The organism is Streptomyces sp. ISL-100 (genome assembly GCF_018614615.1).
Taxonomy (GTDB): domain Bacteria; phylum Actinomycetota; class Actinomycetes; order Streptomycetales; family Streptomycetaceae; genus Streptomyces.
Genome location: NZ_JAGGOK010000003.1, coordinates 194960 through 205606, shown reverse-complemented (window position 1 = coordinate 205606; position 10647 = coordinate 194960). Strand labels below are relative to the sequence as shown.

General features: G+C 69.1%; 14 protein-coding genes and 2 pseudogenes. 11 read left to right on the top strand and 5 right to left on the bottom strand.

Going from position 1 to position 10647, the window contains the following annotated elements:
• Positions 1–609 (bottom strand): annotated as a pseudogene (locus J7E89_RS02220) (MFS transporter); the annotation flags it as partial.
• A gap of 166 nt (positions 610–775) precedes the next feature.
• Positions 776–1252: pseudogene (locus J7E89_RS42265) on the bottom strand (MFS transporter); the annotation flags it as partial.
• A 69-nt stretch (positions 1253–1321) separates the two neighbouring features.
• On the opposite strand from J7E89_RS42265, the gene J7E89_RS02210 reads away from it, so the two are divergent.
• A complete protein-coding gene (locus tag J7E89_RS02210) occupies positions 1322–1981 on the top strand; it encodes a TetR/AcrR family transcriptional regulator (RefSeq protein ID WP_214967525.1) in 660 nt (219 codons plus the stop codon).
• A 22-nt stretch (positions 1982–2003) separates the two neighbouring features.
• Here the strand turns inward: J7E89_RS02210 and J7E89_RS02205 are convergent, their stop codons facing one another.
• Positions 2004–2399, bottom strand: coding sequence for a VOC family protein (locus J7E89_RS02205; protein ID WP_214967523.1), 396 nt, complete (start codon positions 2397–2399; stop codon positions 2004–2006).
• A gap of 192 nt (positions 2400–2591) precedes the next feature.
• Between J7E89_RS02205 and J7E89_RS02200 the strand changes: the two genes are divergently transcribed.
• Together J7E89_RS02200 and J7E89_RS02195 are read left to right on the top strand one after the other, a co-directional pair.
• Positions 2592–3479 (top strand): MEDS domain-containing protein, encoded by an 888-nt coding sequence (locus J7E89_RS02200; protein ID WP_214967521.1) that lies wholly within the window; start codon positions 2592–2594, stop codon positions 3477–3479.
• Complete coding sequence (locus J7E89_RS02195) at positions 3473–3922, top strand: ATP-binding protein (RefSeq protein ID WP_214967519.1); 450 nt, start codon at positions 3473–3475, stop codon at positions 3920–3922. The genes J7E89_RS02200 and J7E89_RS02195 overlap by 7 nt, the downstream gene beginning before the upstream one ends.
• A gap of 10 nt (positions 3923–3932) precedes the next feature.
• On the opposite strand, the gene J7E89_RS02190 is transcribed toward J7E89_RS02195, so the two are convergent.
• Positions 3933–4511, bottom strand: coding sequence for a DM13 domain-containing protein (locus J7E89_RS02190; protein ID WP_214967516.1), 579 nt, complete (start codon positions 4509–4511; stop codon positions 3933–3935).
• A 133-nt stretch (positions 4512–4644) separates the two neighbouring features.
• Between J7E89_RS02190 and J7E89_RS02185 the strand changes: the two genes are divergently transcribed.
• The 5 genes from J7E89_RS02185 (at position 4645) to J7E89_RS02165 (ending at position 7829) form a co-directional block, all read left to right on the top strand.
• Positions 4645–5052: a hypothetical protein gene (locus tag J7E89_RS02185; protein WP_214967514.1), complete on the top strand. Its 408-nt coding sequence runs from the start codon at positions 4645–4647 to the stop codon at positions 5050–5052.
• 102 nt (positions 5053–5154) lie between these two features.
• The gene (locus J7E89_RS02180) at positions 5155–5343 is read left to right on the top strand and encodes a hypothetical protein (protein ID WP_214967512.1); all 189 of its coding nucleotides are present in this window, start codon (positions 5155–5157) and stop codon (positions 5341–5343) included.
• Positions 5344–5426: 83 nt separating this feature from the next.
• Entirely contained in the window at positions 5427–5882 is a 456-nt protein-coding gene (locus tag J7E89_RS02175) for a tellurite resistance TerB family protein (RefSeq protein WP_214967510.1), read from the top strand.
• 234 nt (positions 5883–6116) lie between these two features.
• The gene (locus tag J7E89_RS02170; RefSeq protein ID WP_214967509.1) at positions 6117–6587 is read left to right on the top strand and encodes a cation:proton antiporter regulatory subunit; all 471 of its coding nucleotides are present in this window, start codon (positions 6117–6119) and stop codon (positions 6585–6587) included.
• Positions 6588–6590: 3 nt separating this feature from the next.
• Positions 6591–7829 (top strand): cation:proton antiporter, encoded by a 1239-nt coding sequence (locus J7E89_RS02165; protein WP_214967506.1) that lies wholly within the window; start codon positions 6591–6593, stop codon positions 7827–7829.
• Positions 7830–7885: 56 nt separating this feature from the next.
• Here the strand turns inward: J7E89_RS02165 and J7E89_RS02160 are convergent, their stop codons facing one another.
• Positions 7886–8302 (bottom strand): ATP-binding protein, encoded by a 417-nt coding sequence (locus tag J7E89_RS02160; RefSeq protein WP_214967504.1) that lies wholly within the window; start codon positions 8300–8302, stop codon positions 7886–7888.
• A gap of 123 nt (positions 8303–8425) precedes the next feature.
• Between J7E89_RS02160 and J7E89_RS02155 the strand changes: the two genes are divergently transcribed.
• The 3 genes from J7E89_RS02155 to J7E89_RS02145 all read left to right on the top strand — a co-directional run bounded on the left by J7E89_RS02155 (position 8426) and on the right by J7E89_RS02145 (position 10631).
• Complete coding sequence (locus tag J7E89_RS02155) at positions 8426–9295, top strand: helix-turn-helix transcriptional regulator (protein WP_214967502.1); 870 nt, start codon at positions 8426–8428, stop codon at positions 9293–9295.
• Positions 9292–9534 (top strand): DUF397 domain-containing protein, encoded by a 243-nt coding sequence (locus J7E89_RS02150; RefSeq protein WP_214967500.1) that lies wholly within the window; start codon positions 9292–9294, stop codon positions 9532–9534. The genes J7E89_RS02155 and J7E89_RS02150 overlap by 4 nt, the downstream gene beginning before the upstream one ends.
• A 197-nt stretch (positions 9535–9731) precedes the next feature.
• Positions 9732–10631: a hypothetical protein gene (locus J7E89_RS02145; protein WP_214967498.1), complete on the top strand. Its 900-nt coding sequence runs from the start codon at positions 9732–9734 to the stop codon at positions 10629–10631.
• Positions 10632–10647: the final 16 nt, after the last annotated feature.

Genomic DNA, 10647 nt, shown 5'->3' with positions numbered 1-10647 from the left:
GCCGGTGACCGCGACGCCGATCGCCGAGCCGAGCTGGATGGACGCACTGTTGGTGGCCGAGCCGACGCCCAGGTCCGCCTCCGGAAGGGAGCCGACGATCGCGTCGCTGGTGGAGGTGATGACGAATCCGGCCCCCGCGCCCAGCAGCAACATCGCCGTCAGTACGCGGGCGTAGCCGTCGGTGGGGGTGGTCGTGCCCAGCACGGCTGCCGCTGCCAGCAGCAGGGCCAGGCCCGTCGCCGAGATCGCCCGTACGCCGATGCGCGGCGCCAGTACGCCCGCCAGCGGTCCGGCGATCAACAGCGCCAGGGCTGCCGGGCCGAGCCGGAGGCCGGTCTGGCCGGCGTCGTAACCGAGGACGAACTGGAGGTACTGGACGGTGATGAAGAGCGTGCCGATCAAGGTGAAGGAGCCGAGGAGTATCAGTACGTCGCCCGATGCGAGGGACCGGTTGCGGAATATGCGGAGGGGCAGCATCGGTGCCGTGCTCGACCGCTGACGGGCGATGAAGGCCGCCAGTAGCAGTGCGCCGGCCATGAACGCCGCCAGTGCTGAGGGGCTGGTCCAGCCTCGGGACGGGGCCTCGATCACCGCCCACAGGAGGGTGGCGACGGCCGCTGTCGAAAGGAGTGCTCCTGGTACGTCGGGTGGGGGTGGGGGTGGGGGAGAGGGAGTTCGGGACCAGGTACGCGGCGGCCACCAGGCCTGCTATGCCTATCGGGAGGTTGATCAGGAACACCGATCCCCACCAGAAGTGGCTCAGCAGCCAGCCGCCCGCCATGGGGCCGACGACCGTTCCGACTCCGACGGCGGCCGACCAGATGCCGATCGCCTTCGTACGCTCGGCGCCGCGCGGGAAGACGTTTCCTATGACCGCGAGCGTGGCCGGCATGATCAGCGCCTCGCCGACGCCCATCACGCCCCGCGCCACGATCAGCGTCGTAACGGATCCGGCGTACGCCGCTGCCACGGAGGCCGCGGTGAAGAGGGCCAGGCCGGTCATGAACACCCACTTGCGGCCCAGGCGGTCCGCGAGGCTTCCGCAGAACAGCACCAGGCTGCCCGCCATGAGCAGGTAGCTGTCGACGATCCACTGGAGCTGGCTGGTGGTCGCGCCCAGTTCGCTGACGAGGGTGGGCAGGGCGACGTTGAGGACGGTGGTGTCGAGGCCGACGACGAACAGGCTCACGCCCAGTACGGAGAGGGTGAGCCATCGGCTGGTGGGTGGGGCTGGTGCTCTGGTGGTCGACATGAACTGTACTGTACGGATCAGTTCATGTGAACTCAACCGTTCAGTTCAGTTGGGTGTTAGGGTTTGGGCATGAGCCTGGACAGCAAGCGATCCCCGAGCGGGCCCCGCGCCGCCCTCAAGCGGCAGGCAATCGTCCGCGCCGCGCGTGAGGCGTTCCTGCGTGAGGGCTTCGGGGTCGGCATGGACGCCATCGCCGCCGGGGCGGGCGTGTCCAAGGTGACCGTCTACAACCACTTCGGCAGCAAGGAAGCGCTGTTCACGGCGGTCATCACGGAGGCCCTCGACGAGCCGCTCGGCAGCGCGTCCGCCGCCGCCCTCGAAGGACTCGCCGAGGCCGAGGATCTTCGTGCCGCGCTCATCGACGCCGCCAGGGCCTGGGTGAACGCCGTCAGGACCAACCAGGACGTCATCGCCCTGCGCAACCTCGTCGCCGCCGAACTGCACCGCTTCCCGGAACTGGGCAAGGCGTGGAAGGGCCACGGGCCGGAAGGACACCATCCGGCCGTCGCGGGGGCCCTGCGCAGCCTGGCCGAGCAGGGGCGGCTCGTCATCGTCGATGTGGAGGTGGCGATCATCCAGCTGTACTCGCTGCTGGTTTTCCCGCACATCGTCTTCAGCGCGTACGGCACGGACATCGACGACGGCCTTACGGAGCGCCTGATCACGGGCGGCGTGGACATGTTCCTGAGCCACTACGGCCCGAAGGGGTCAGGAAGCACGGCTTCCTGACCCCTCTTCTGGTTGTGGGTTCTTAGTCCTCTTCGCCGCCGCTGCCGTACGGGCGGGTGATCGCTTCCAAGCCGTGGCCGGCCGGATCCGTGAAGTACACGCCGCGACCGCCGTCATTGCGGTTGATCTCGCCCGGTTGTTTGCCGTGCGGATCGGCGTAGTGCGTGATTCCGGCGTCCTGGATGCGCTGGAGGATGCCGTCGAACTCTTCCTCCGTGACGAGGAAGGCGTAGTGCTGGACGGTGATCGACTCCGCCGGGATGGTCGCGAAGTCCAGGGTGACACCGTTGCTCAGCTCGATGGCGATGAACGGGCCCCATTCGGCCGAGATCTCCAGGCCCATGACGTGGGCGAAGAATTCGGCGGAATCCCGGTTGTCCCGGGAGTGAACGATGGTGTGATTCAGTTGTACTGGCACTGTGGAATGCCTCCGTAAGGCAAACTCACGGGCTACCTCCATGCCTCACCCAGTCGGTGACCGACACGCGATGCCGTGCGGTGATCGTAACCCGAACTACCGTTCGTGTCACGCGATTTGTCCGTCGGCGGCCCCGACCCCTTCCGCTGTCCATATGGTTGGACGGAGAGTAAGAAGGGACCCTCAGAAACGATGCATGAGCGGGCAGACGCGCATCCGGGGCTCATGCCCGTACAGGGCATGCGAGCGGGTGACCATGCGTTTCTCAGTTACGAGGACGACGAGACCAACTGGGACGCGCTCATCACGTACACCCGCACCGGACTCGCACGCGGTGAGAAAGTGATCATCTTCGCAGCGCCGCAGCTCGACCCCGACGTCGTACGCACCCGACTGGACGGCACCAGCCGGCTGCTCGCCGAGGCCCGTGGGCGGGGGCAGCTGACCCACAGCAGCATGCGCGCACTGATCCGGCCCGACCGCGGCTTCACCCCCGAGCGGCAGTGGGAGCGCCTCCGCGAGGAGACCGCGCTCGCCGTCGCGCAGGGCTACCTGGGGCTGCGGACGTTCATCGATATGCACTGGGTGGCGGACCTCGACGCCGACGTCGAGACGATGATGTACCGCGAATCCCACGCCGAGCATTTGTTTGAGGGGCGGCCGTACAACGAGATCTGCTCCTACGACCGGCGCGCGTTCGACGGCGACGTACTCGACGCCATGTCGGACGCCCATCCCCGGTCACTTCTCGACACCCTCGGTGAGCTGCGAATTCTGCACTCCGAGGCGTCGGTCAGACTCGCGGGCGAGGCCGACCACGCCACCCGTGACCCTTTCCTGACCGCCCTGCGCGACGCACTGGGGCGGACCGCAGGGATCCGGCGGCTGCTGGTGGATCTGATGCCTCTGCACTTTCTCGGCGTACGGTGCGCCCTCGACCTCATCGACCACATCGCCGGGGCCGCCGGGCACGACGGCGTCGAGGTCCGGTGCGGCGCCGCGCAGGCAGCGTTGCTGCGCAGACTCGGCTCGGAGCAGGTCCGGCGCCTCACGCTGACGGAGGTGGTCCGGGAATGGTGACCGAAGGGGTGCACCTCAACAGCGGCGGCCCGCAGGAGCGGCTGCTGGAGTTCGATTTCACCCGGGAGGACGTGCCCAGGCTGCGCGTACTGGTCGACCAGTACGCCGCCTGGGCCGGGCTGGCGGAGCCCCGGCGAGGCGACTTCGTCCTCGCGGCGGACGCGGTGGCGACGAACGCCGTCGAACACGGCGGCGGGGGCGGCAGGCTGCTGCTGCACCGTTCGCCCGGGGTGCTCGAATGCACCATCAGCGACTCGGGGCCCGGCTTCGCACCGTCTGTGATCCCGGATCTGGCACCGGGTCTGGGCGGCAGCCACTGCGGGCGGGGGCTTTGGATTACGCGGCTCATTACTGATGGGCTGGTTATTACGGGTGGGGTGAGTGGTGTTGGCGGTGCGGGTGGCGGCAGTGTTGTGGCGTTCACGATGGGGCTGCCGGGCTGAGTCTTAGTTGCTACGCGGGGGCGGCGAGCTTGGCGGCGCCGAAGGAGACATCGAAGCGGTCGCACCAGATGCTGACGCTCGTGAGGCCCTTCAGGTCGAGGTCGGCGGGCAGCGCGTAGTTCTGGTTGCCCTTGTTGCCCTTGAGCTTGCCCAGGCTGACGTACTTGCCGTCGTCGAAGACGTGCCAGCCGTCCTTGCCTTCCTTCACCGGCGCATCGGTGAGCCAGACGCGCAGGTCCGGGCCGTTGCTGGTGTCGAGGTTCTCCAGGCGGAGAGTGCGGGAGCCGTCGGGGAGCCGGATGACCTTCACTGTGCCGCTGGTGTGGTGCTCGTGGCTGATCAGGGTCCCGGAGGCGAGGGTCCGCAGGGCGGGCGGGCTGGAGGGGGTGGGCGGGGTTGAGGAGTCGTCGGGCTTGGCATCCGGCGTGGCGGGCGGCTGGGTGGCGGGGGCCGCGGCGGGGAGTTCGTCCTGCACCGTGTCGTCCACCCACAGCTTCCACGGCTGGAACCAGTACAGACCCACGCCCGCCACCAGCATTCCGACGAGCAGCATTCCAATGACCACGGGCTTGCCGAGTATGTGCCTCATGCGTCCATTCAACGCCCGAAAGACCGCTCCGACCTCGGCATTTCCGTGACGAAAGTCTTACGTCGCTAGCCCGGTGGAGTGCACTTCGTCGTCGTACGGCTATGAACCGGCCCGACCGTGGGACGAGAGGCACATGCCCGTCATGTGCCACGTCCAGCGCGCGCCGCGCAGCGGCGCACTGACGGCGCTGCTGATGCTCGCCGCCGTGTTCGCCGTGGTGTTCGCCGTGGTGCTGGGCGAGGGCGGGTCCGTACCCGCCCGGCCACCGGTGGCGTTGGTCGCCGAATCAGCTCTCGGGGGCGGTGAATCCCAGCCGTCGGACGCCGTCGACAGTGAAGTGCGCGGGGCCGGTGAGAGCGCCCGGGTTGCCCGGCGGGCGCGCGTGAGGAGTGGCAGCAGGGGCCGGGCGGTGGGTGCGGAGGCGTCGTACCGGCGTACGGGGACTGGGAGGCGGTGCCCGCGCCCGGTCGGGCGGAGGTACGTGCCGGTCGATGTGCCGACGGCTTGCGCGGTGCAGCGGTGGGTGGTTCTGCGCTGCTGAGGGGGCCGGTGGCCGACTGTGCCGCCGTGGCCGGCGCCGACGCCGCTTCGGCGCCTGAGCTGATCGCCTGATCACCCTCGACCGTAAGGACGTTCATTCACCATGCACATCGACCCGTACGCCGCTCTGAACGCCATGGTGCGCGCCGAATTCGCCCGCTCGTCCGAGCCGCAGCACTCCGACGCGGCCGGTAAGGCAGACGCCCCGAACCACACCAGCACCAGTGACAACACCACCGGTGACAACGGCGGCGGCGACGAAGCGGACCCGACGGTCACTCGACGCCGCTGATAGCTTCTGTTGGGTTGCAGAAGTCACGTGCGGGCAGACGAGCCCGCGCAGGCCGACCGACACACAAACGGAGTTGAGTTCTCATGGCCCTGTGGGACCGCATCAAGGAATCCGCCCAGACGATGCAAACCCAGCTGGAGGCGAAGAAGAACGACCTCAAGAGCGGCTCCTTCCGTGACGCGAGCATGGCCATGTGCGCCCTGGTCGCCGCCGCCGACGGGACCATCGACCCGGCCGAGCGCCAGCGGGTGGCCCAACTCATCGCCACCAACGAGGTGCTGAAGAACTTCGCCGCCGACGACCTCCAGCGCCGTTTCGACGACTACCTGAACAAGCTCACGACCGACTTCGCCTTCGGCAAGGTCAGCGTGCTCCAGGAGGTCGCCAAGGCCAAGAAGAAGCCGGCCGAGGCGCGCGCCGTCATCCAGATCGGCATCGTCATCGGCGGCGCCGACGGCGACTTCGACAAGACCGAGCAGGCCGTCGTACGGGAGGCGTGCTTCACGCTCGACCTCCCGCCGCACGAGTTCGACCTGTAGCGGCACGCGAGGCGGCGGCGCTCCCCACAGGGGGAGGCCGCCGCCTTCGTCATGCGCGTGAGCCGCATGCCAACAGGAGCCCCGCGCAGGTGCGGAGTAGGGTAATGCCAAGGCAAAGTCGCCGGCTGCTCTGTGTGCATTCTCTATGCGCATTCCCTGTGTGTTTTCGGCCGCCATGCCCGGAAACCCGCACGTGCCGCGGCCGGGCAGCAGACCGGGACCGGGAGGCAGACCATGGGCACGCGCCGCACCACGTTGCCGGGAGTCGGTACGCAGTACGACTTCACCACCGAGAGCGGCCAGCACATCTCGGTTGTCGTACACAAGGACGGTCGGCGCTTCATCGGCTTCTACGACCGTGACGACCCCGACGCGTGTCTGCTCTCCGTACCCCTGTCGCCCGACGAGGCCACGGCCCTCGCCCACCTGATCGACGCGGCGCCCATCGACGCCGTACGCACGGATGGGATCGACCTCGTCACCGAACACATCCAGGTGAGCAGCAAGTCGCCGTACGCCGGACGGCCGCTCGGTGACACCCGGGCGCGCACCCGTACCGGCGCGTCGATCGTCGCCGTGCTCCAGCGAACGGCGGCGACACCGTCACCCGGGCCGGATTTCCGGCTCTCCATCGGGGACACGCTGGTGGTCGTCGGCACTCGCGAGGGTGTTGACGCGCTCGTCGAGATCATGTCGGGGGGCTGAGCCGTGCACAACACCACCGCGCTGCTGATAGAACTCGGCTCGCTCATCCTGGCCCTCGGCCTCATAGGACGAGTGGCGGGGAGGGTCGGCCTCTCCCCCATCCCCCTCTACTTGCTGGCAGGGCTCGCCTTCGGACACGGCGGTCTGCTGCCGCTCAACGCGAGCGAGGACTTCGTGGCCGTCGGCGCCGAGATCGGCGTCATCCTGCTGCTGCTTCTGCTGGGGTTGGAGTACAGCGCCTCTGAGCTGGTGACCAGCCTCAAAACCCAATACCCGTCGGGGGCGGTCGACTTCGTCCTCAACGCGACACCGGGGGCTGTCGCGGCGATCGTCCTCGGGTGGGGGCCGGTGGCGGCGGTCGCGCTGGCCGGTGTCACGTGGATCTCGTCGTCGGGGGTCATCGCCAAGGTGCTCACCGACCTGGGCCGCCTCGGTAACCGCGAGACGCCGGTCGTGCTCGGCATCCTCGTGATGGAAGACCTGTCGATGGCGGTCTATCTGCCGCTGCTGACCGCGCTGCTCGCGGGCGTCGGCCTGGCGGGCGGCAGTGTGGCGCTGGTGATCGCGCTGGGTACGGTCGGGCTGGTCCTCTACGTCGCGCTGCGGCACGGGCGCCTGATCAGCCGGGCGGTCTCGTCGGACAACCCGGAGATGCTGCTGCTGGTCGTGCTGGGGCTGACGGTGCTGGTGGCGGGTGTCGCGCAGCAGCTTCAGGTCTCGGCGGCGGTGGGAGCGTTCCTGGTAGGCATCGCGCTCTCGGGTGACGTGGCGGAGGGCGCACGGAGGCTCCTCACTCCGCTCCGGGACCTCTTCGCAGCCGTCTTCTTCGTCTTCTTCGGCCTGTCGACCGACCCGGCGGACATCCCTCCGGTGCTGTTGCCCGCGCTGCTGCTGGCGATCGTGACGGCGGTGACGAAGATCGCCACCGGCTGGTACGCCGCCAGGCGGGCCGGCATCGGTTCGCGCGGCCGGCTGCGGGCGGGTGGGGCGCTGGTGGCGCGGGGCGAGTTCTCGATCGTGATCGCGGGCCTGGCGGTGGCGACGGAGCCCCGGATCGGCCCGATCGCCACGGCGTACGTCCTGATCCTGGTCATCCTGGGGCCCCTGGCGGCACGGTGGACGGAGCCACTGGTTTCGCGGCTGCGGCGGGGGAAGGGGGCCGGCGGGACGCCCGTGACGCGGGCGTCCGGCCTACCGTCCCCTGACGAGACGCTGGATTCGGCGACGGGGGTGAGGGGCTAGGGAGCGGTGGTGCCGTTCGCGCAGCAGCTCGCGGCGCTGCGGGTCGGCTGAACCGTTTACGTGACGGCCAGGTCCGCCCACACCACCTTGCCGACGCTACGTTCCGTCACACCCCACGCGTCCGCCAGCGCCGCCACCACGAGCAGTCCGCGCCCGCCCTCGCCGTCCCCCGCGGGGCGGGCGCGCGGCCATCGCTCACCTCGCGTGTCCGCCACTTCGATACGGACCCGGCCTCCCCGGAGCCGCAGCAGCCGCACCTCGAAGTCCCGCCCGGCGACGTGCCCGTGCGTCACCGCGTTCGCGGCCAGCTCGGCGACGACGAGGGCGACGGCGTCGGAAGGCCCGGTGCCGAACGGCACGCCCCAGGCGTCGAGCTGCTGCACGGCGAGGACACGCGCGAGCCGGGCCCCGCGACGGGTGGAACGGAAGCGCTGGACGAACTCGGCGGTGACGGAAGCGATTTCGGCGTTCATGTGACAGAGCGTGGCGGCCCGGCCGTACCCTCACCAGGAGTAACCGTTGGACGCTGGGTAACTGTACGGGTACGCACGGCACGATGTACGGCACGTCGGCCGTGACCGAGAGAGCGGTACGGCATGACGGAATCCGTGAACCAGGAATCACGCCCCGAGCTGCCCTCGGAGGCGGACGGCACCGCACACCTGTTCCGCGCGCTCGGCAAACAGGTCCGGGTCCTGCGGGAGAACCTCGCCATGAGCCAGAAGGACCTGGCGGCGGCGACCCACTGCGGGCTCGATCTCATCTCCGCGATGGAGCGGGGCGTACGGACGCCGCAACCGGAGTTCCTGGACCGCGCGGATGACGCGCTGAAGGCGGGCGGAGTGCTGCGGGCGGCGATTCCGGACGTTCGGGAGGCGCAGAAAAAGGCGCGCACTCGACACCCTGATTGGTACCGGAACTACGCGAAACTGGAGGCGGAGGCGGTTCAACTCCTCCACTACGGCAACCAGGTCGTGCACGGCCTGCTTCAGACGGAGGAGTATGCGAGGGCAATCTTCACCCAGCGGCGGCCGCTGCTGAGCGAAGAGATCGTGGAGAAGCGGGTGGCGGACCGGCTGTCCAGGCAGCAGGTGTTCGAGCAATGGCCTTCGCCCACCTTCAGCTTCGTCTTCGAGGAGGCGGTGCTCAGCCGACCCATCGGTGGGCGGGCGGTGCACGAAGGGCAGTTGCGGCAACTGTTGCGGTTCGGTCGCCTGCGGGCCGTGGAACTCCAGGTGATGCCCACGGACTGCGAGGAACACCCGAACATGGACGGCTCGCTCAACCTGTTGACCACCAAGGGCGAGCAGCAGGTCGGATACACAGAAGCCCAGGGCCACCCGCACCTGTTCACCGACGCCCGGGAGGTCCGCGAACTCGCGGATCGCTATGCGATGATCCGGGCGGAGGCTCTTACGTCCCGGGAGTCGCTGGCCCTGATCGAGAAGATGCTGGGAGACCGATGAACACCGACGAGCTCACCTGGTTCAAGTCCAGCTACAGCGGCGGCGAAGGCGGCGACTGCCTCGAAGTCGCGTACAACTGGCGCAAGTCGAGCTACAGCGACGGTGAGGGGGGCCAGTGCGTAGAGGTCGCCGCGCACCCCTCCGCCATCCACGTCCGCGACTCCAAGGTCACCGAGGGGCCGCAGTTGGCGGTCGCGCCCGACTCCTGGGCCGCGTTCGTCTCGTACGCCCGCGCCTGACGCACGCAGCGCACCGCGCAGTGCCCTCACCCTCGGTGGGGGCATTTCGCTGTGCATATGCGGGAGTTCGGCGTGTTGCTGTACGGTGACCGCATCATCACGCTTCGTGTCCGTCCGGACACGGGGCGGTCCCCGGGGGTGCTACCAACACCATCCGAGGACCTTCACCATCGAGGACTAACACAGGAGTCCCGAGGATGCTTCGGCATGCTATCGCGCCCCTTCGGCGCTACACCAAGGCTTCGCACGACGTCGTGCAGCACCCGCGTCTGAACAGCGACGCGAAGGTCCTGCTTCTGTACGTACAGGGGCTCCCCGAGGCCGCGACTGAGAGGCCGCTGAGCGCGCACGCGGAGCGGCTCGGGATCAAGGGCCGGGCGTACCAGAAGGTCAAGCAACTCCTCATCGCCTGCGGGTTCTTGCACGAGTGGCGGCACCAGAACGAGCGCGGCCGGTGGGTGACGGACCAGCTGCTCGCCAACGTCCACCTCACCACCGAGGAGGCGGCGGCCGTCCGGGACGGCGGCGTACCGAGTACGCACATGCGGACGGTCGGTGAACCGGTGCCTTCGGTGGTCGGCGACTCCCCTTCGGGGGATAACAACGAGGAAGAGAACACTCCCAACCCACCTCCCGAACCGCCGGACGATCCGGAACGGGCCGCCGCCGAGGACGTGTTGCTGTCTCTGCGGCAGTCGCGCCGCGAACTGCACCTGGGGGTGAGCGAGGCCCGTACGCTCTCCGCCATCGCGGCCGACTGGCTGCGCAGGGGCATCAGCCCGGCGGACCTGCGGTACGCGCTGACCAGCGCGCTGCCGCCGAACGGCGTCCGTTCCGCCGTCGGGTTCCTACGGCACCGGCTGACGGTGAAGATGCCGCAGGAGCGGTCTCTCGTACGCCGGACGCCCGAGGGACCCCCACGGACGGACCGCCTGCCGAAGCCCCTCATCGCCTGCGAGGGACCGGGCTCCGAACACGTCTTCCGCCCCGTGGGCGACGAGACGCAGTGCGGCCACTGCCGCCAGGAAGCGGCCTGGAAGGCCCACCACGCGAAGTACCCGCCCCTTGCCGCGGCCCCGGCAATGGGCACGAGCTGAGGTCCGCCGTGCAGGC

What these genes read in the sequence shown, in the direction of transcription:
- J7E89_RS02210 (WP_214967525.1), top strand. Translation starts at nt 1,322, where the DNA reads ATGAGCCTGGACAGCAAGCGATCCCCGAGCGGGCCCCGCGCCGCCCTC.
- J7E89_RS02200 (WP_214967521.1), top strand. Translation starts at nt 2,592, where the DNA reads ATGCATGAGCGGGCAGACGCGCATCCGGGGCTCATGCCCGTACAGGGC.
- J7E89_RS02195 (WP_214967519.1), top strand. Translation starts at nt 3,473, where the DNA reads ATGGTGACCGAAGGGGTGCACCTCAACAGCGGCGGCCCGCAGGAGCGG.
- J7E89_RS02190 (WP_214967516.1), bottom strand. Translation starts at nt 4,511, where the DNA reads ATGAGGCACATACTCGGCAAGCCCGTGGTCATTGGAATGCTGCTCGTC.
- J7E89_RS02185 (WP_214967514.1), top strand. Translation starts at nt 4,645, where the DNA reads ATGCCCGTCATGTGCCACGTCCAGCGCGCGCCGCGCAGCGGCGCACTG.
- J7E89_RS02180 (WP_214967512.1), top strand. Translation starts at nt 5,155, where the DNA reads ATGCACATCGACCCGTACGCCGCTCTGAACGCCATGGTGCGCGCCGAA.
- J7E89_RS02175 (WP_214967510.1), top strand. Translation starts at nt 5,427, where the DNA reads ATGGCCCTGTGGGACCGCATCAAGGAATCCGCCCAGACGATGCAAACC.
- J7E89_RS02170 (WP_214967509.1), top strand. Translation starts at nt 6,117, where the DNA reads ATGGGCACGCGCCGCACCACGTTGCCGGGAGTCGGTACGCAGTACGAC.
- J7E89_RS02160 (WP_214967504.1), bottom strand. Translation starts at nt 8,302, where the DNA reads ATGAACGCCGAAATCGCTTCCGTCACCGCCGAGTTCGTCCAGCGCTTC.
- J7E89_RS02155 (WP_214967502.1), top strand. Translation starts at nt 8,426, where the DNA reads ATGACGGAATCCGTGAACCAGGAATCACGCCCCGAGCTGCCCTCGGAG.
- J7E89_RS02150 (WP_214967500.1), top strand. Translation starts at nt 9,292, where the DNA reads ATGAACACCGACGAGCTCACCTGGTTCAAGTCCAGCTACAGCGGCGGC.
- J7E89_RS02145 (WP_214967498.1), top strand. Translation starts at nt 9,732, where the DNA reads ATGCTTCGGCATGCTATCGCGCCCCTTCGGCGCTACACCAAGGCTTCG.